The sequence below is a fragment of the Planctomycetaceae bacterium genome (assembly GCA_041398825.1).
In the GTDB taxonomy this organism is placed as follows: Bacteria; Planctomycetota; Planctomycetia; order Planctomycetales; family Planctomycetaceae; genus F1-80-MAGs062.
Window position 1 is genome coordinate 60,379 of sequence record JAWKTX010000021.1, and the last position, 20,250, is coordinate 80,628.

The following is a 20,250-nucleotide window of genomic DNA, read 5'->3' on the forward strand; positions in this document are numbered from 1 at the left end:
GATGGTCACGCGACAGGCGAATACAATTCGTCGATATGCGAAAGCAATCGGGAGACTGAAAACGTATGGAATGGCAGAGTGAAACAGTCCATCTTACGTGGAAAAAACAGGACCTGACAAAGCGATGACACACACTGTTCACCTGGCCGAACAGGATGAACCATGGGATGAATGACGTCATTCCGGCGGTGCGAAAGCCGATCTGCTCCGACGCCAGTCGCAAAAAAATCTTTCCACGCGTGGTCGTGGTAACACCCTACCCGCTCATGAATCCGCGAAAGCCTGTACTCAGACTATTGACGGTCGTTACTATGGCATCCTGGTGCTGTCACCAGCGGCCCCTTTCGTCGGGAATTCCCCCCTGCCTCCGGAAGACTGATAATGTTATTTCAGGATCAACTTGCCCACGCTGCTCGCATCAACCGACGTGATCTGCTGCGCATTGGTGGGCCCGGGTTAATGGGACTGACCCTGCCGAAACTGTTGCAGGCGGAAGAATTGCAGCGGCTCGGTAATGGTCCCATCCCTACGGCTAAGTCCGTAATCTTTCTGTTCCAATGGGGCGGGCCCAGTCATGTTGATACGTTTGACATGAAACCATTTGCGCCGGACGGATACCGTTCAAAGTACCAGTCGATCCCCACATCCGTGCCCGGAATGCGCGTCGTGGAACACCTGCCGGAAACGGCAAAGGTGATGCATAAGATTGCTCAGATTCGCACAATGCATCATCGCATGAACAACCACAACAGCGCGGGGTACACCGCACTGACCGGAGTAGAGCCACCGATTGATGACCAGCGCCTGCGTGATTCGCTCGACCTGTTCCCATCTCTTGGTTCTGTCGTCGATAGGTTCGCTCCGACAGACAATGGTATGCCAACGTCCGTTGCCTTCCCTTACACGATCTCTGACGGATCCATCACACCAGGGCAGCGTGCAAGCTTTCTTGGCCGGCTGCATGATCCACTTTATATCGGTAACGATCCCAATGCCCCTGATTTTCAGTTACCACAGCTCAGCCTGCCTTCCGGCATTTCACTTGATCGCCTCGGTGATCGTCGGGAATTACAAAAACTGATCAACCGGCAAACAGTTTCGCTGGACGAAACCGCCGCCGCCGTCGGACTGAATTCGTACTACGAGCGCGCCGTGGGAATGCTGAATTCCACAAAGATTCGCGAAGCCTTCGATATCTCAAAAGAATCGGTTGAAACACGTGATGCGTACGGTCGAACGACATATGGGCAAAGCTGCCTGCTGGCACGTCGCCTCGTAGAATCCGGCGTAAAGTTCGTGACCGTTTATTTTGCCCGCAGCATCGGTGGTCGCAGCAAGACCGACGGTGGCTGGGACACTCACGGATTCGACGACACCCGCATGTATGAGATTCTTCCCGAATGGCACTTTCCATCCACCGATCAGACGCTGCCTGTGCTGCTGAATGATCTGGATGACCGAGGACTGCTGGAAGATACGCTGGTTCTGTGGGTGGGGGAATTCGGTCGAACTCCAAAGATCAACGCAAACATCAGCCGCGATCACTGGCCCAAATGTTACACGGCCCTCCTGGCTGGCGGTGGTGTCCGAGGAGGTGCCGTCTATGGCGAGTCTGACAAATATGGATCAGCGCCTGATCGCGATCCCGTCACCGTCGGGGACCTGGCTGCCACCGTCTATAACGCACTTGGAATAGATCACAATACCGAATTCCGTGACAACCTTAATCGACCATTGCCAATCGCTAAGGGACGCCCGGTCACGGACATCTTTGGTTAGATATCCGGACAGTTGTGCATTCAACGGAGGTCGCAGCCAAACCAATCTGTGGGAAACGGAATTGAGGGATGCACGCTTGCCCTCTTTACGAAAATGGCAAAAACTGCCTCGCCGCACCGGCAGCTTGTACCGAGAAAAACTCGTCCGGATTGGTATTTCTGATCTGACTGCCGAAGCCAGATGAATCCCCCATCTTAAGCTTCAGACCCGGATCAGACTTTTCTCCCGATTCGCTATCCCAGATGGAAACCCTTGAATGTGTTGCATCAGCGCTGCAAAGTTCCCCCAAATGCGGAGCTTGGCACTTCTGATGGTATCAGTTTCGAAAGCCTGATTTTGTGACCTCCCCCCTGCTCAACATCGTTCTATACCAGCCGGAGATCCCTCAGAACACGGGAAATATCGGCCGTACCTGCGTTGCCATCGGAGCAAAGCTCTGGATGGTTCGGCCGCTTGGATTTCGACTCGATGACAGGTACCTGAAGCGAGCGGGCATGGACTATTGGCAATATCTGGACTGGGAAGCGGTCGATTCCTGGGACGAGGTCAAAAGCCGTCTGCCCGGGGCGACTGTATGGAAACTGACCAAGACAGCATCGCGACTTGTCTGGCAGGCCGAATTCACGAGGGGAGATATCCTGCTGTTTGGCGCGGAATCCCGTGGGCTACCCGCATCAATTCTGTCAGAAGATGGGGCCAGTAACCTGAAGCTGCCCATGCACGATGTCGTCCGCAGCCTGAATCTGGCAAGTACCGTCAACACTGTCGCCTACGAAGCGGTGCGGCAGTTCGGGGGGCTGTAATGAAGCTGCCAATTCACTCACAGATTCGAAACCGCTGACATCTGCAATGATTGCCGCACGGCCTGCTGATTTCACTGTCTGTGAGAACCGGAGACTGCCGAAGAAAGGATTCCGGAAGCAGATTTGAAGCGGGGAGCTTAGATTGTTATGCTTCCACGTTCTCACCACTTTTAAGACCTCGCGTTTGGAGATTTCTGGCACATGGGTACGAAGCGAACAGGAAAAGGACGGCGAAAAATCGGGCGGAAGAAGCGACGTATGCGCGCAAAGATTCGGCACCGAAAGGGCTAGTAAGTCCATTCTCCTGAGAATTCGCTCCTCCCTGCGGGCGATTCCTTCCTGCTGCGCCAGAAAAACTTTTGTCTCAGCCAGATTCGCCCGGCCCCCCGAACGGTTGTGCCGGGCGTTTTTCTGCGCTGATCGACCGACTGCAACGTGTCGGTCATGACGACTGTGACAAACAACCGAATGTGACCAACTTTCCGGTCCGGGATTTTACGGATTCTGAGTGACTTGACACTGCCGGGCTCTGACTGAATCCTAGTGTTGGAATGTCCCTGTTGCATTTCTGCAACACGACTCCATCACAGAGGAGACTGCTCGTGGTCACAACTTCCCACCGATTATCCCGCTGGCTGGCCCCCCTTGCCTGCCTGGCAACAACCGTTGCTTTTTCACGCTCGATAATCACTGCCGACGAATTCTCGTCCCCATCCACTCAGAAGATTGCTCAACAGATTCAGCAGCAGCAGCAGGCGAAACAAGCTGCCGAAAAGCAGATTGCCCTCAAGAAGGCGGCAATCGATGTGACTCGCAAACGAATCGCCGAGCTTCAAAAGATGCTCGATGAATCCGCCGCGCGGTCCAGGACCGAAGAAGAAGAATTAGCCGCGTACCAGCGGACGTCAGATTCCGTTAACTCCAGCATTACAGCACTTCAGACCCAGCTGGATCTCAATAAGGAGGCGGACGCACTTCACGCGGCAGCTTCCGCAGCACAGTCACGGCTGGACAATATGATCGCAGCCCGTCGAAAACTGGAAACGCAGATGGCGGATCTGCGAAAGTCGGCCGTCGAATGGCAAAGCAAATCTTCCGAGGCAGAACAGCAAATCGCGGCGCTGGAATCCCAGCGAGCCGAATTGCAAAAGGCAGTCGACGCTGCGAAAGGTCCCAATGATACGGCCCAACAGGCACTCACGGCTGCAAACGCCGCATTGAAGGCTGCGTCTGATCAACTTCAGGCCATGACAAAGGAACTGACCGCAGAACAGCAACGTCTGGATTCGGCGGCCGTCGCATCGAAGAAGCTGGCAGACTCTATTGCAGCACTTGAAAAATCGTTGGGCGAGCTAAAAGAGTCGGCCAAAGCGATGGGAATCAGTCCGGACGAAGCCATCAAAGGACTCTCCTCCGCCATTGCCGAGTTGACGCCACTACATAAGAACGCCGAAATGCTGGTCATGCAGGCAACCTCACGACGTGACGCAATGTCGGGCCAGGTCGAAGCTGCGAAGGCAGAACAGACGAAGAAGCAGGCAGAGCAGGTAGCTGCGAGTGAGGCAGCCAGCAAGGCGGCCGACGCGTTCAATCAGGCAAACGAAAAGATTGCCGCTCTGAACGCGCAACAGGAGTCTCACCGAAAGGCGGGGGCAGAAGCACAAGCTCACCACAAAATGATTACCGCCCAAATCACAGGATTCGAGCCATCCATCCAGAAGCTCTCAGCTGAAGTTCAGATGGTTACCGCTGAAACTGTGAAACAACAAAAACTGGCCGAAGCCGCTCTGGAGCCCCTGGGCCGCTTTGTTTCATTCTCGCGAGATGTCGCCCCGATTCTGGCGAAACGATGCGTTGCCTGCCACAACACGCGAAGCCCCGGCGGTCGACTTAACCTGGACAGCTACGCAGCTCTGCTGAAGGGTGGCGAATCCGGCGAATCCTTTGAGGCTCACAAGAGTCAGGATTCTTTGCTGGTGATCATGGTCGAAGATGGATCTATGCCGAAAGACGCAGACCCGCTCACGAGCGAAGAAATCACCGCTATCAAAAGATGGGTCAATGTGGGGGCCCCTCTTGATGCAGGAGTTCTGGCGTCGGCCGAGCTTTTCGATGTCATGCCTGAATTCCCTCAACCCCTTCCTCCGGATAACTACCGTGTTCCCATCCCCATTACTGCGACCGCGTTTAGTCCGGATGGTACTTCACTGGCAACATCCGGTTACCATGAAGTGCTGATCTGGAAGACCGATGATGGCTCACTGGTTCGGCGAATCAGCAACATTGCGGAACGCGTTTACGACGTTGAATTCTCTCAGGACGGTTCAACGATTGCGGTTGCGGCAGGTACCCCGGGGCAACTGGGCGAAGTCAAACTGTTTCATGCCGCTGATGGATCACTGAAATCTACTCTTGTCCGAGCGAAGGATGCGATTTTTGCTGTTTCGTTCAGCCCGGACGGTTCTCAGATTGCATCTGCAGGAGCCGACCGAACAATCACCGTTTCCTCGATTGCAGATGGCGAAACCATCACTCGAATTGAAGATCATGCCGACTGGGTGATGGACATTAACTGGTCCCCGGATTCTTCAAAGCTCGTGAGCAGTAGTCGTGACAAGACCTGCAAAGTGTTCGATGCAAAATCGGGAGACCCTCAGGTGACATTCAGCAGCCACGGCGACGCGGTCTACACAGCAGCATTCCTTTCTGACAGCAAAACCGTTGTCAGTGGGGGCGGTGACAAGCGGCTTCGGGTCTGGAACACCGCTGATGGAAAAGAAATCCGTTCAATCACCGGTTTCGGGGGCGAAGTCTTTCGAGTCGTTGTCATCGCTGGGGACCATGTCCTTTCTGCATGTGCCGATCGAAGTGTACGGGAACACAATACGGCAGACGGCAAAGCTGTCCGAACAATGTCAGGACATGGCGACTGGGTTTACACTTTAAGCGTAAATCCGGCGAAGAAGCTGATCGCCTCTGGAAGCTACGACGGAGAGGTCCGGCTTTGGAATTCCGAAGATGGCAAGATGACAACAAGCTTTATCGCGATTCCGAAATCCGGAAACGAACCGACAGTCGCCACAGCCAGGTAGTTCCTTTGGAGCACGCAGGAAATCCGACGAAACAGCCCCGAATCAAATTCGGGGCTGTTTTTGTTCGTGCAGCACCCAACCTGACGCAGCTTTCGCATTGCGTGAGAAGTCAACGTCAGGACAATCCTGCATGTATGAATTCGATAACTAAGTGCATAGACTTCCGGGCACTCAGGCGAAATCGAAGATCGCTCTCGCACAACTCACATTCGGAATCAGATCATGGTGAAGGTCGACGAAATCCCGAACCCTACCGTTCAACAGCTCGCAGAACTGCCACGTCAGATGACGTTTGTGCCGTCGGTGAATGATTCTCCCCAGGTTCTGACGATTCAGCAGGTGCAACAATACAACGAACTTGGGTATGTCATGCCGTTTCAGGCCCTCGAGGAACGAGAGTCTTCTGAACTGCGAGCCTTCTTCGATGGTATACTGGCCGCATTCATTGAACTTGGTCGCACCAGCTATTCCATCAATACTGCTCACCTCCGATTCGCCAGAATCTACGAACTGGTCAGACACCCGCGAATCGTTGACGCGGTTGCCGATCTGCTCGGCCCGAATATAGTCTGCTGGGGATCGCATTTTTTTTGCAAGATGCCGAACGATGGCAAGAGCGTTCCCTGGCATCAGGACAGTACATACTGGCCGCTGAGCCCCACAAAAACTGTCACGGTTTGGCTGGCAATCGACGATGCGGATCCTGAAAACGCCAACATGAAATTCATCCCCAAATCACACCTTCACGGGCTGATCGACTACGACATCACCAACGACGCCAATACGGTGCTTGACCTGGCTGTCAAGAACCCCCAATCGTACGGCGATGGCGAAGTCGACGATGAGCTGAAATCCGGCTGGTTCTCTATGCATTCCGATCTATTGCTGCACGGCTCCGAAGCCAATCAGTCCACCCGACGGCGATGCGGTCTCACAATTCGTTATGCGGCAGCGGATGTCACAACATGGTACGACTGGAACAGGAAGGGCATCCTGGTCAGAGGTGTGGACCCAAACAATCATTGGCTGAACCCTCCCTCGCCAACTCATTGATTCGTTCGCCTCATCGTGAGCGTGAAACCGCCACGCGAACACTCCCGTACCAAATGTGTCCCACAGTCGGATAATGATTTGAATGCCGGAATTCAACGATCACATGATGTGCGAATTCGAGGTGTTGTGATTCATCGTCTCGAGACCTTTGCTAACCACCACACTTGCTGGAATGCCACTATCTGAAATGCAGCCACCCAATGGAAAGTGGGAGCAACCGCATTCACCAGATGCATTCAACAGGGTGTCGCGCTATCATTTGGTGCCGCGGTTGTTGCAGCCGTTCTGTCTTGTCACGTTTAGTTCAGGGCAGTCGTTCTGACCCTGGTATTTCGGCCTATGAGACCTCCCGGGAATTTGTCCGGGCCAGCAGGATACTGAAAGGAAAGTAAGCGTCGTACGCCAACTTGAGACCTGCTGACACCTGTTGAGAAAGTCTATGATCCCAGCGATGAAGTATCCCTGAATGTCAGGGATCGAGTGGGCCGGATTATTATGACCATTCGGCAGCCGTCGCCTCCCCACAGATAACCGACGACTCCAACATCATGATGTTTTTAAAACCGTAAACGCTTCACCATGAATAATCTGTTCGACGAGATCCCGGATTCCCTTCCCACAGAATTAATCTCCGTACTCACCCGGAACAGGTTTGTACGAATTGAACGCATTGTATCTCTGGGGCACACAAGCCCTGAAACCTCATGGTACGACCAGGAGCAGCATGAATGGGTGCTGCTGATACAAGGGGCAGCAACGTTACTGTTCGAGGATGGTCACTCTGTTGACTTACGAGCGGGAGATTATCTGTTGATTCCCGCCCATCAAAAGCATCGCGTTGCATGGACGACACCCGAAGCAAAAACAATCTGGCTGGCCGTATTCTTCGACTCCGATCAGGAGTTCCAAAGCAAAGGCCGCCAAAGTTGGATGCAACAGAACTGAAGCGAGGGCAGCAGTTTGGAAACAGCACGGGATCCGCTGACTGACAGCCACAGGATTCGGACAATTCTGCGTGGCCATAGAACGAAAGGCGATTGACCCTGACCGCTGACACGGGTACACAAGTGCTGAGTCGTTCGATCTCCCGATGCCGTCAGCCGCATCGGAATGTACTGGTCAGCCGATACCCTCCGGCGCATCCGATGGTTGCATGGTTCGGACGAATCCACCGATGATTTGAAATACGGCGAAACCGATGACGAATCCATTTCTGAATGCCTTTGCAGTCCAGACATTCACCAACGAATACGAACTCGTTGACGGCGTCGTCATGCACAGCCGAAACCCGGAACATTTTCAGATCCCTCCGGATGTCATCAAACGCAATGTTCGAGCTGGCCAGTTCGTTGAACTCCGAATTGACTCGCCAAGATTCTCTCGGCACGATAACACGACCGACAGATGTGCCTGTCCGAACTGCAATGGCGAAATGACGAAACCTATTCTGCGGCACAACCAACCAGCGACCCTACTGTCTGTTCCCACGCAAAATATCCCTTCACGTGGGTGGGGAGAGGACTTCTGGGTCTGTGTTGAGAAACGTCTTGGTGACGTTCTGATGGGAATCGTTGACAACCCACTGATCGAGTCTCGACTGCACGGACTTCATCAGGGTGACACAATCTACTTCAGAGAACAGCACATTCTCATGGTCCATGACAGCCACCGTCTGGACCTCTGAGGTGGTACAGGTTCCAGGGACACCTGAATCTCTTATTCTGAGTCCATAGAAAGGACATCAGAATGGCTCGGAAGAAGAAATCATCAGTGCGTAAATCGACTCGCCGGCAGTACACGGATGAGTTCAAGGAAGAGGCGGTGCAGTTGCTTCTGGATGGGTACACTGCACCTCAGGTTGTTGATCGCCTGGGCATTTCGAACGTCAACGTTTTGTATCGCTGGAAACGGGAGCAGCTGGAAAAAAGTGGTCCGGTAGCAAGCTCTTTGGAGACGAAGGTCAAGGATCTCGAAGCCGATCTGCGGCGTGTCGAGCGAGAGAGGGATATCTTAAAAAAGCGTTGGCTATTTTCGGCCGCAACGAATAGCCGACGTCTATGCGGCCGTGGAAGCCATCGTTCAGGAAGGTCATGGAAACGTCTCCGAAGTCTGTCGCCATCTTGGTGTGAACCGAACTTCGTTCTATGCATGGCAGGCTGCTGAGCCCACAATCTTCGAAGAACAGGATGCTCAACTGGCTCCGCTGATAAGAGTCATCTTCAAGCGTCATCGCCGCCGCTACGGGGCTCGTCGCATTGCCGAAGACCTCAAGGAGATGGGACATCACTGTGATCGTAGAAAGGTCTCGAATGTCATGAAAACACTGAGATTAAAGGCAATTCAGCCGAAGTCGTTCGTTCCCAAAACGACAAAAAGTCGCCATCGGCTGGGATATTCGCCGAACCTGTTGCTCGATGCCGACGCACCAACAACGATCAATCAAATTTGGGTTGGAGACATCACTTACATCCCGCTGACGGACGGTACGTTTTGTTACATGGCGATGCTGATGGATCTGTTTTCCAGGCGGATCGTTGGTTGGCATCTGGATGACAACATGACGGAACAGCTTGTTCTCAAGGCACTGCGTTCGGCCATCAGAGACCGCCAGCCTGACGTTGGATTGCTTCATCACACGGATCGAGGCGGCCAGTACGCCGGCAACGACTACCGATCGCTTCTTCGCCGAGCAGACGTAAAGCAAAGTATGAGTCGTCCTGACAACTGTTATGACAACTCATTCATGGAAAGCTGCTTCGGAACGATCAAGAACGAACTCGAGATGACCGAATACCAAAGCAGGGCTGAGGCAAGGAAAGAAGTCTCAAAATACATCCGCTACTACGTCTACGAACGCAGACACTCCAGCCTCGAGTACAGGTCGCCAGCTCAGTTCGAACAGCTCATCAAACTCTCAAAATAAGAGAATGACCTGTCCCTGAAACCTGTACCACCTCACTCGTCTCCAGCATGAGTAGCGACGACCTGAAGCAATTAGCCCGCTGGCTGAAGTCGCTCAGGCGTTCATGACTCGGCTTCAGCAATTCGGCCTGCATCACAAGCTGCAGACTGGCGAACATTGCTGGAAGAATTCCCTCAAATTGAACTATTCATAATGGGGTAATCGTTGCAGCAAACCAAAGACCCGCGAGTATCCTTCTGTAGAAGAAGCTGGTCGAACACTGCCATTCCCCGGGGTTTAGAAACAGGTAAACAGGGCATTTCATGACATCATCGAAAAATGACGCAGCTGATATATCTTCGGCTCCGAGTCGTGAGATTCACGTCGAAAAGGAAGGAACGGTTGTCTTGCGGATTGAATCGCCGCATCAGTCACGACGGGGCAACCGCGTTGTGATGCTGCTTCTGCTGCTCTCAATCCTGCTGAACGTCTGGTACATCGGGATTTATCCGAGTCTCTATCAACCGCCCAGAATCCCTGAGGTGCATCTGCTTGGCACCAAAGGCGCTGCAGACCGGATTGCTGTTATCAATTTCACAGGAACAATTAGCCCTCCGTTTACAGAACGATGGCTTCGCCAGATTGAAAAGGCGGCCGAAGATTCGAGTGTCAAAGGTGTTATTCTGGCGATCGACAGCCCGGGAGGTTTTGTCGCAGACAGCCACCAGATCTACCGACAACTTCAAACGCTGGCGGAGAAGAAACCTGTATATGCAGCGATGAAACGTATTGCCGCGTCCGGCGGTTACTACATTGCGATGGTATCGGGACAAAAGGCAGGATCTTCGCTGAACCGACGACCTGGACAGGTTCGATCGGGGTCATTGTGCCGAGATACAATGCAACGGAACTGGCATCCAGAATCGGGGTGAAAGTTGAGCCACTGGTAACGGGTCCGCTGAAAGATACGCTCAATCCGTTTCGAGACATGACGGCTCAGGAGCAACAAGTGTGGGCAGCCATCATGGACGATTCATTCCAGCGATTCGTGGATGTAATCGCGGACAACCGTGAACAGCTTGGCCAGGAACAGGTACGAAGTCTGGCAACCGGACAAATCTATACGGCCAGTCAAGCCCTGCAGAATCACATGATTGATCAACTGGGCTACGTCGAAGATGCTGCGGCTGCTCTCGCCGCGAAAATTCAGCTGGCCAAGTGGGAAGCTTTTGAATACCGGTCGACGCCAGGTCTTGTTGATGCGATCGTCGGATCAAAAGCCTCTGGCAGCTCTCTCGCCGATCAGATCCTTGACGCTTCAGTTCCGAAAGCCATGTATTACTGCTCCTGGAACACCTGGGTTCCAGCGAAGTAACCTTCTGTTTTCAATCGTCTTCCAGCAGCCGTTTAAGTCGTTCTGTCAACTCCTGCCTTGCGCGGTAAATTCGGCTTCTGACGGTACCCATTGGAATATCCAGAAGCTGACTGATTTCCTCGTACGATAATCCGTCTATTTCTTTCAGCACAAGCGGCTGCCGAAAGTCTTCGGGGATCTGGCTAAGTGCACTTCGAACCGAATTGATCTGCTCTGACCGCTCGATTCGATCAGACGGTGCGGCATTTGAAGTGGCTTCGAAACCCGTCGCATCCGAATACGCTTCGAGGGAATTGCTGTTCAGTCGATTTTTTCGGGAACGACTGACCGCAACGTTGCGTGCAATCCGATACAGCCACGAATAGAACTGTGACTCCTGACGAAATGTGTCGAGCTTGCGCCACGCCTGAATGAATGCCTGTTGCGCGATCTCCAGCGCATCCTCGCGAGAGCCTGTGGTGTGTTCAAGACTATGAATGAGCCGATCCTGATATCGAAACACCAGCTGTTCGTACGCCCGATCATTTCCGGCGACGGCTTCGCTGATCAAAGAATCGTCTGGAGCAGAATCCACTCATCAAGCCCGCTGTTTGCCCAAAAAGACTGCCGAGCCGATACTCCATTTCGATTCAGAGCAGGATCATCGGCGGCTTCAGGGTAACAGAAACCTGACCTGTCTGTGTACCTCGAAGTATGTCCAGAATAATGACATCCCCGGCAGATCGGCTGCGAATTGCCTTTTGTAACTCCGTGCCGGTTCGAATAGGCTTGCCGTCTATTGCAAGAACCAGGTCTCCAAGAACGATTTCCGACCGGCTGAGACGCATTCCTACCAATCCCGCTTCTGCCGCAGCAGTCCTTGCATAGACGTTGCGAATGATCGGTCCCTTCTGGAGAATTTCCTCCGGGATGCCAAAACTTCGGGCTTCATCCGGGTCAAGAATTCCCACTCCAAGTTCGGCCGACGGTGCCTGGCTGGCAACCTGCATCACCTCATCTACGGCAGCAAGAACATCGTCTACGGGCACGGCAAATCCTAGTCCTGCGGAGGCACCAGATGTCGATACGATGGCAGTATTGACGCCGATCAGTAAACCGGCACTGTCCAGAAGTGGCCCTCCCGAATTTCCAGGATTAATTGCCGCATCGGTCTGAATCAACCCATTCAGAAACTCATTGTCCTGGTCGCCAGTGGCGACACTCCGATCAAGTCCCCCAATCACACCTGTTGATAGAGTGCGGTCAAATCCAAATGGATTTCCGATGGCAAGTACCTTTTGGCCCACCTTCAGGTCACTGGATTTGCCAACGGTAATCGGGGTCAGTTGTGACGGCTTTGCGGCTATCTTCAGTACGGCAATATCGCGTTTGTAAACAGCCCCGATGAACTGAGCGTCCCAGACGGTGGAATCTGCAAGCTGAACCTCCAACTGCGTCCTTGTTCCGTCTTTCCGAAGCACAGCATCACGAACCACGTGAAGGTTGGTAATGATATGGCCTTCCTCGTCCCATACAAAACCTGTGCCTGACGCCAATTCCTGTTCCGCAATCACTCCAAACCGAACTGGTCGAAACCCCTTGCTTCGAACGAATACAACGCTTGGAGTCGCGTTTTGAAAGACTTCGATCGTCGCCTTTTCGTCCGCACCTAACTCGCCACGCGATACAACGACGCGCGGCGTGTAGTCGGGCCGATTGTTGACCGTGCTGCTGACCGTGCGGAACGCAAGGACAGCAATCAGGATCACCAGGACAACCACCAGCCAGCCGTTCGCTGCTGCACCAGGATTCTGTGGATGATTATGTTCGCTGGAAAACGGCTGCGACATTACTGATCCTGCAATATTCTAAGCTGCGACTCAATTCAGGCGTCCATCGAGCTTCTCGACGATTTCCGAAAGGGCTTCCGCCATCCGATGCCTGAGCTTTTCCGGCTGATCGTCAAGCGCGTCCATCACATCTTCTGTCAATGCCCTGTTCAGACGCTCCAGCATTGTAGCCGCTTTTTTCCAAAGCTGCTCTGGTGTGAGGGGTGCTCGGTTTGTTGCATCATGATCGGTATCCCGCACAGCAGCGGGCACAGTTGTCGCATCGGCTTTGAATGGAGCATAACCATCTGATTCTCGGGCGGCTCCTGCCATGGTTGGATTCATTTCACGATCTGCCACTGCCACACCTGCTCGTGGCCCCTGCCCCGGCGTCAGATAAGACGAGGGATCGACAACCGTGCTCAACGGAATGCTGGACGTATCAAAACCGATAGGGGCGGCCCACTCCGAGTATCCGTCCGACGACTCTGCGAACAGGTCTTCACCTCTTTGTGCACGCCGCCAGGCCCGCATCTCAGCCACTGTGGCATCGGACGACTGAGCCCATTCGAGGCAATCTTCGGCATCGTCCCAATTGAGAGCCACATAGAAAAATGACCACTTTAGCCCGACATAATTCTTGTAGATTGCACCAAAAGCATCCCAAACTCGCCGTCGCTGGTAAATCTGATCGCCGCTGAGCCCAACCATTTGTCCAAAATCAGAGTCCGTTCGGCCCTTGGCATAACGCTGTGTCCACTGAGAAGCGCATTCACCCACGACCCAATTGCATTGACTAACCGCTTCTCGAGCTACGGATACCAGGTGTTCTTCAGACTGGGCCACGGTGAATTTCCCTTGTGGTTCGGTTTAAAGTGGTTCAATTGACTATGCATTGGCAAACATCAAGGAAGCCACAGCGTTGAAATTTCGCTGCCCGGATCCCTGACCTCAGCCATGCTACCCCCGGAAAAACCCGGAATCTACTGGGTTAATTGCGAACCACTGGAATTCCGGGAGGTCCTTTCCAGAGACCTCACCCACTGGATGCATTCGGATCAGTTTGCCTGAACCCCGAATCTCAACGCTTCGTCGGTCGGGAATCCGGTAAGAAAAACTGAAGCACAGTGGACCGACGGACGATAAATTCGCTATAAACCGCCTGGCTGGGCCATTCACCTGGATTAACCCAGGTTGTCTACCCGGCAGGTTTGCTGCACGTATTTGGCGTGGCGAACGCAGGCAATACAACCAGGGGCGGTAGCCAAGTGGCTAAGGCAACGGATTGCAAATCCGTCATGCGCGGGTTCGACTCCCGCTCGCCCCTCTCAAACCCCGCATTCTGTCCAGCGCAGAATGCGGGGTTTTTCGTCACTGGGCCATCTTTCTCTCGTGAACCATCGTTCGGATGAAGTGTCTCAACTGTTGAAGTCGCACGATGGAAATCCCAGCGTCCCGATTCCTTCAGTAAATCCTGCACCCAAACTTGAAGTGGTTAGTTTCGCTGAGTATCTTGCCCGCGTTGATCGTTTTGGTGGCTATAGCTCAGTTGGTTAGAGCGCCAGATTGTGGTTCTGGAGGTCGCCGGTTCGAGACCGGTTAGCCACCCTCAAACGCCTGAGAATCTCTCAGGCGTTTTTTCATGCCCACATTCGTGCCGTGCGCAGCCGCACCGTTCAAGCGTGCCCACAATTATCACTGGGCCAATTGATTAATTTCGAACAGCAACGTCGCTCGCAGCTCATCGATTGTCTTCGGGTCGCTGACTTTTTTCTGGTTGCGATCGGTAACGTAGAAAACGTCGACAACCTGATCGATATGCGTGGCAATTCGCGCCAGACGAATCTCAAGTTGCCGATCAAACAAAGTCCGGGCCAACGTATACAGCAGACCCTGGCTGTCGCTGGCAAAGATATCGATCACCGTGAATCGCTCTGAGCAGTCATTGTCAATCGTCACCTGAGGTTCAGTCAGCGGAACAGGGTTCCTGTTCGATTTGAACTGAAACAGAGTGCTTCGTCGGAAGACGCTCTCGACAGATTTTTTCGCGATGAGAACATCGGTAATGGCCTGGGCGACATCTTCTATTCGAGATGAAGGCACTGCTCCGGAGAAATCGTTATCCGTCACTCTGAATGCGGCAACAAGTGTGGAATCGGCCGTCGTACAAATCTGAGCGGCATGAATATCCATTCGCAGCCCAGACAAGACTCCTGCGATCTTATGAAAACTTCCGCTCTCGTATCGCTCCGCTGCAAAAACACGATATCCAACCGTGTGAGTCTCGGGATCGTATTCAGCTTCAATCTTTACATCCGTCTGATTCAGTTGTTGAATCATATCCAGATCCCGCGCGATACGGCTGGGATCCTCGGTCATCAGATAAAAAGCCGGCAAAGCATCCAACTGTTCGTCGATCCAGCGTGGCCAATGCCCCTCGTCATGATCCATGCCAATGGGGACAATTGATCCGCGAACCGTATCACGAATGATCTTCAGCCTCTCCTGCTCCAGGTGATTGTAAGGACGTCCGCTCAGAACCTGCATGGTTCGATTGTAGAGATCGGCAAGAAGTTCGCCCTTCCAGTCAGACCAGACATCCGGCCCCACGGCACGAATATCGGCAACAGTCAGGACATAAAGCATACGCAGCAACTCAGGTGCACCCACCAGTCGTGCGAATTCGACCAGCACACCCGGGTCTGAAATATCGCGGCGAAATGCAAGATTTGGCATCACGAGATGGTGTTTGACCAGAAACACCAGCATGTTCTTCTTGTTCTCTGCCATTTGCAGTCGGGATGCAACTGATAAGCACATCTCTGCACCGACAAGACTATGATCTCCCTCACGACCTTTCCCGATGTCATGCATCAGCAGCGCTAAATGCAGCGTCGCGCGGTGTCGGACGGTCTGATAGGCCGAACCAACGGGCGAAGTGTCATTCGCGAACGAAACGATTTCGTCCATTGCCTTCAGTGTGTGTTCATCCACCGTAAACTGATGATACTGATTGAACTGAATCAGACATCGGATCTCGGCAAACTCCGGAATCAGCCATTCCAACACGCCCGTCTCGTACATCTGACGCAGCGCGTCGGGCAAACCATCCGTGTTTCGCAGCAGTGAACGAAACCGGCGAGTGACTTCGTGATCCATTTCAGACGGCAATTCAGCCGCGATCAACCCAAGATGTTTGCGAAGGGATGGAGACAGCGGAATGCGTGCCTCAGCTGCTGCAACAAACAGATCCAGAATTTTCAGCGGATCATTTTTCAGTGTTCCCAGTTCATCCTGGGGCAGCGAGAGTGAGCCATCTGTGATCAGAAACCCTTTGCCAGTTCGCTGTGGCCGGATGGTACTCCGCAGGCGAGAAAACAATGTCGGCTTCTTGCCAAATTCCGTTACTCGGCGAGCAATCTCAGACACTCGGGATGTATGCGAGAAATACTCCTGCATGAACGCCTCAACGGCCTTCGCAGTGTCATGAATTCCCGGAAATTTCCGTTTGGCCAGCTCAACCTGCAAATCCCGGTTCAGGACATCCTGCCGCATGTGACGGGCACAATGCAGGTCAAGCCGCACTCCCGTCAGATACTCGTCCGCCTGCTGAAGTGTCGCCAGTTCATCCTGGCTGACTTCACGATGCGAATGGAGGGCGTCCAGATCAGCATCGCCATACCGAGCGAACGAAACCCACTGCAACAAATGAAGATCTCGAAGCCCGCCGGGCGATTTCTTGATATCCGGTTCGAGCTGATTGACAGAATTGCCCCGTGACATCCACTCATCACGTCGTGCAGACACACATCGCTCAATCAGACGCTGGGGTTTCTCACGAAGCACGCGACCAAAAACCTGTTCGCGCGTGTAATCGAGCAATGTGACGGACCCGCAGAGGTACCGCATGCTGATCAGCGATGTAGCGAACTGAACGTCCTCGGATGCAAACCGAATGACATCCGCAGGCGTACGAATGCTGTGCCCAGGCTGCAGTCTTGCGTCCCAGAAAGATCGCACCACCGCTGACAGGATCTCGCCGACCTCCGCATCACATTTCGGATCGGTGATGAACAGGAGGTCCACATCCGAATACGGCGCAGGGCGACGCCGACCGTTACCGCCGACAGCAACCATGCAGAATGAAGCAGACAGCCCGGGCCGTCCCTTCATCTGCAGATGGCTTTCAACGATTTCAGTAAGAAGCAGATCGATCTGGTCCGAAAACCAATGACAGGTTTCGATCGCAGAGCTTCCCGCAACACGGCGCTCACTGACTGCATTCTGCAATGCCTCAACAGTTTCGCGCCGGCGCTGCGTGTCTCCGCTGGAACCAGAGTGATTGATGTGGGTGTTCAGTGGATTATTCCAAACCGACTAGATGGCTTCTTCGCCCATCTCACCGGTTCGAATGCGAACCACCTGTTCGAGTGAACTTACAAAGATCTTGCCATCCCCAATGGAACCAGTTCGCGCTGATTCACAAATGGCGTTGATGGCGGCATCGACTTCAGAATCGTTCACAACGACTTCCAGTTTTACTTTCGGCATGAAGTCAACGGTGTACTCAGCACCGCGGTACGTTTCTTTGTGCCCGCGCTGACGACCAAATCCTCTGACTTCCGTCACGGTCATGCCATTGACTCCGATGCCAGTCAACGCTGTCTTCACATCTTCAAGCTTATAGTGACGAATCACAGCTTCCAGTTTTTTCATGGTTCTAACTTTCGCACGATCTTTTGAGATTCGCAATCCAGACCGAAGTCTGCAGGTTAAACATAATACGGAAGACCAACGATGGCTATCGAAGAACGTTTTCCGGATACGCTTCCATTCCCATTTCGGTCACATCCAGGCCCATTCGTTCCACTTCGTCGGAAACTCGAAGTCCGAAGACAGCTTTGATAACAGACCAGCCCACAGCCGAGACAAGACAAGTAAAGACTCCCACGGCGACAATACCCTTGATCTGCGCCCAGAGCAGTTCCACACCGCCACCGTTAAATAAACCATTCAGAGCAATTCCGCCGGGCAGGTCCTTGTCCGCAAACAGCCCCACAGCAATCGTCCCCCAAATCCCATTCACCAGGTGAACGGACAGGGCTCCTACAGGATCATCAATTTTCAGGCGGTCAAAAAACAGAACAGCAACGACCGCCAGCACTCCACCGACTGCTCCAATGAAGACCGAAGCCGGGATCGAGACGAACGCGCATCCGGCGGTGACGGCTACCAGCCCCGCAAGAGCACCGTTTACAGTCATACTGAAATCCGGCTTACCAGTCTTAATCCAGGCCAGTGCAGTTGCTGAGATCAAACCGGCCGCAGCGGCCATATTCGTTGTTACGACAACGAAACTAATGCCAACCGGATCCGCTCCCATAAAGCTGCCGGGGTTAAAGCCGAACCACCCCATCCACAGAATCAGGCCTCCAAGAAATGCGAGTCCCATGTTGTGGCCTGGAATTGGCCGAATGGACCCATCCGCCTGATACTTCCCTTTTCGGGGCCCCAGAAACAAGATACCAATCAACCCGGCCCAGCCACCTACAGAGTGTACAGCTGTGGAACCAGCAAAGTCGTAGAAGGAAGAATTGGCCAGCCAGCCGCCCCCCCAGATCCAATGCCCCGTGATCGGGTAACTGATGCCGACAAGCAGAATCACGAACAGCATGAAGCTCTCGTAATGTATCCGCTCTGCAACGCACCCCGACACAATCGTCGCGGCGGTGGCTGCAAACGCCAGCTGAAAGAAAAACTTGACAGATAAAGGAAGTGCCGCCCAACTAAGTGAACCATAGACACCGGAATAGGCATCCCCCATCGCCGGACTATTGTCGGCTCCGGTTGCAAACCATCCCTGCCAGCCCAGAAAACCATTCCCGTCACCGAACATGACGGCAAACCCGACGGCCCAGAAAATCAGCGTCGAAAGTCCGAACACAACAAAATTCTTGCCCAGAATGTTGACCGCGTTCTTACTGCGACAGAATCCAGCTTCCACACACCCAAACCCGGCGTTCATCCAGAATACAAGGAACGCCGCCAAAAGAACCCAGATCGTATTTGCTGTCAACTGCCAGTCAGGCACAGCAGGTACAGCTCCAGTCTCGTCTCCCATGCAACTTGCGTTACTAAAGAGTAACAGCAATAGAAATGATCCTAAACTTCTCGCCCATCGCCTCTGCATTATCGCTCGCTCCGAAAAATAGATTTCCGCTCCAGAAATCAGCTCGAACCGTAATCCATGCATCTATCCAGGACCTGAGTTCCCATTACTCACCTCCAAAGGAAAAAACAGCTGCAGCGCACCGCCGTTCGAGCGACCACGGTGCTCGTCGTCGCCCGCACATCCAGCAAACATTATGCCAGGCAAAAAACGCCGAAAAAAAACAGACTGTGGCCCAGCGACGCACAATTAAAAGGCAGCATGCACAAAGAATGAGCGAGCTTTGTTTTAGGAATTCCAATATCAGAGCCGTACTCGGAGCGACACTGGTACATGCCGCCCCCATTTGAAAACCGGCCACGCGTCTCCATTCGGGGTTGCGGTAATGTGCAGTTGTGCTGGATTTCCACATGGAACGGCCGGGGGGAACCATAATCCGCTGAGTCATCGTCTCAAACCCGGCGGAAAGAAGTATTCACAATCAACTCCGTCAGCGTCCTGGCTGTGATTTCAGCTACGATGTCATAGCATCGGAGATTGCCGACGACCCGTTAACCATCACAGCAGATCTTGTCTGGAATTGTCTGGCTGAGAATGATTTACCTTGCAATGTTTCTGACAGGCCTCATCGCGGGGCGCCTCGCCGTTGTTCTGTCCTGCTGGTTCCTGAATGACGAGACAACGGTTCAGCCTGCACGATTGGGAATTGCAAGATGCGCTAAGTGCGAACAATCGCTCTCCGCAGCCGCCATCCAGTTCAAAGGCCTGATGAAAAGTAGAGTCATCTGTCCTGGCTGCAGGAACTCAGGACCTGTTTGGCCATCCCTCGTCAGTGCAGTCACGGCCATCATCTTTGCCGGTTTCACATGGCTTTTGATCGAGGGGAATTGCCAAACCATTACGGAAGTCAGACCGTCCCATCAACTGGTATTCGACCGCTTGCCCTTCCAGCTGATTTTCATCTTTCTGATGCTTGTCGTGACAGTGACAGATCTCATCGATTATGCCATTCCTGACTTCATCATCTGGATTGGCATCGTCGTCGCTGTCGCAGGCTCCACAGCAAGCGGTGATCTTCAGATGGTTCATATCTGGGTTGACTGGAGCTACGAACTGGTCGAAATTTATGGACCCTGGTTACCCGAATGGATGAAACATCACCAGCATTTGCACGGCGCAGCATGGTCCATTGCTGGTCTGGTAACGGGAGCTGGTATTATGCTGCTGATTCGAATAATTTCGTCCGTGATACTGGGACAGGCAGCCGTA

Annotated in this window: 16 protein-coding genes and 2 tRNA genes; 12 read left to right on the top strand and 6 right to left on the bottom strand. The window is 53.3% G+C overall.

Annotated features, from left to right (window positions below; translation table 11 throughout):
* Positions 1 to 381 precede the first annotated feature (381 nt).
* From R3C20_24835 to R3C20_24875, 9 genes are all read left to right on the top strand, one after another.
* Positions 382 to 1,779: a DUF1501 domain-containing protein gene (locus tag R3C20_24835; protein MEZ6043737.1), complete on the top strand. Its 1,398-nt coding sequence runs from the start codon at positions 382 to 384 to the stop codon at positions 1,777 to 1,779.
* 338 nt (positions 1,780 to 2,117) lie between these two features.
* Positions 2,118 to 2,582 (top strand): tRNA (cytidine(34)-2'-O)-methyltransferase, encoded by a 465-nt coding sequence (locus R3C20_24840; GenBank protein ID MEZ6043738.1) that lies wholly within the window; start codon positions 2,118 to 2,120, stop codon positions 2,580 to 2,582.
* Between the two features lie 602 nt (positions 2,583 to 3,184).
* Positions 3,185 to 5,674 carry a c-type cytochrome domain-containing protein gene (locus R3C20_24845; GenBank protein MEZ6043739.1) on the top strand — a complete coding sequence of 830 codons (2,490 nt, stop codon included), beginning with the start codon at positions 3,185 to 3,187 and terminating at the stop codon, positions 5,672 to 5,674.
* A 222-nt stretch (positions 5,675 to 5,896) separates the two neighbouring features.
* Complete coding sequence (locus tag R3C20_24850; protein ID MEZ6043740.1) at positions 5,897 to 6,727, top strand: phytanoyl-CoA dioxygenase family protein; 831 nt, start codon at positions 5,897 to 5,899, stop codon at positions 6,725 to 6,727.
* 579 nt (positions 6,728 to 7,306) lie between these two features.
* Entirely contained in the window at positions 7,307 to 7,672 is a 366-nt protein-coding gene (locus tag R3C20_24855) for a cupin domain-containing protein (GenBank protein MEZ6043741.1), read from the top strand.
* Between the two features lie 253 nt (positions 7,673 to 7,925).
* Entirely contained in the window at positions 7,926 to 8,411 is a 486-nt protein-coding gene (locus tag R3C20_24860) for a hypothetical protein (protein ID MEZ6043742.1), read from the top strand.
* Between the two features lie 381 nt (positions 8,412 to 8,792).
* Positions 8,793 to 9,650, top strand: a complete 858-nt coding sequence (locus R3C20_24865) for an IS3 family transposase (GenBank protein MEZ6043743.1) — start codon at positions 8,793 to 8,795, stop codon at positions 9,648 to 9,650.
* Positions 9,651 to 9,952: 302 nt separating this feature from the next.
* Positions 9,953 to 10,561 (top strand): ATP-dependent Clp protease proteolytic subunit, encoded by a 609-nt coding sequence (locus R3C20_24870; GenBank protein ID MEZ6043744.1) that lies wholly within the window; start codon positions 9,953 to 9,955, stop codon positions 10,559 to 10,561.
* Positions 10,516 to 11,004, top strand: a complete 489-nt coding sequence (locus R3C20_24875) for a S49 family peptidase (protein ID MEZ6043745.1) — start codon at positions 10,516 to 10,518, stop codon at positions 11,002 to 11,004. Before R3C20_24870 ends, R3C20_24875 begins: the two co-directional genes overlap by 46 nt.
* Positions 11,005 to 11,014: 10 nt before the next feature.
* Here the strand turns inward: R3C20_24875 and R3C20_24880 are convergent, their stop codons facing one another.
* From R3C20_24880 to R3C20_24890, 3 genes are read right to left on the bottom strand one after another with little or no spacing between them, the layout of a single operon-like run.
* Positions 11,015 to 11,578, bottom strand: a complete 564-nt coding sequence (locus tag R3C20_24880; GenBank protein MEZ6043746.1) for a sigma-70 family RNA polymerase sigma factor — start codon at positions 11,576 to 11,578, stop codon at positions 11,015 to 11,017.
* A gap of 55 nt (positions 11,579 to 11,633) precedes the next feature.
* The gene (locus R3C20_24885; protein MEZ6043747.1) at positions 11,634 to 12,833 is read right to left on the bottom strand and encodes a trypsin-like peptidase domain-containing protein; all 1,200 of its coding nucleotides are present in this window, start codon (positions 12,831 to 12,833) and stop codon (positions 11,634 to 11,636) included.
* A gap of 30 nt (positions 12,834 to 12,863) precedes the next feature.
* Entirely contained in the window at positions 12,864 to 13,658 is a 795-nt protein-coding gene (locus tag R3C20_24890; GenBank protein ID MEZ6043748.1) for a hypothetical protein, read from the bottom strand.
* Positions 13,659 to 14,066: 408 nt separating this feature from the next.
* Here R3C20_24890 and R3C20_24895 point away from each other — a divergent pair.
* Both R3C20_24895 and R3C20_24900 read left to right on the top strand, forming a co-directional pair.
* Positions 14,067 to 14,139: transfer RNA gene (locus tag R3C20_24895), tRNA-Cys, on the top strand.
* A gap of 207 nt (positions 14,140 to 14,346) precedes the next feature.
* Positions 14,347 to 14,420, top strand: a tRNA-His gene (locus R3C20_24900).
* 87 nt (positions 14,421 to 14,507) lie between these two features.
* Here R3C20_24900 and glnD read toward each other — a convergent pair.
* The 3 genes from glnD to R3C20_24915 all read right to left on the bottom strand — a co-directional run bounded on the left by glnD (position 14,508) and on the right by R3C20_24915 (position 18,933).
* On the bottom strand, positions 14,508 to 17,102 hold the full coding sequence (gene glnD / locus R3C20_24905) for a [protein-PII] uridylyltransferase (GenBank protein ID MEZ6043749.1): 2,595 nt from the start codon (positions 17,100 to 17,102) through the stop codon (positions 14,508 to 14,510).
* Between the two features lie 87 nt (positions 17,103 to 17,189).
* Positions 17,190 to 17,528 carry a P-II family nitrogen regulator gene (locus R3C20_24910; protein MEZ6043750.1) on the bottom strand — a complete coding sequence of 113 codons (339 nt, stop codon included), beginning with the start codon at positions 17,526 to 17,528 and terminating at the stop codon, positions 17,190 to 17,192.
* Positions 17,529 to 17,613: 85 nt separating this feature from the next.
* On the bottom strand, positions 17,614 to 18,933 hold the full coding sequence (locus R3C20_24915; GenBank protein MEZ6043751.1) for an ammonium transporter: 1,320 nt from the start codon (positions 18,931 to 18,933) through the stop codon (positions 17,614 to 17,616).
* Positions 18,934 to 19,575: 642 nt separating this feature from the next.
* Here R3C20_24915 and R3C20_24920 point away from each other — a divergent pair.
* Positions 19,576 to 20,250 (top strand): hypothetical protein (locus tag R3C20_24920; GenBank protein MEZ6043752.1); only part of this gene is annotated, 675 nt, incomplete at its 3' end.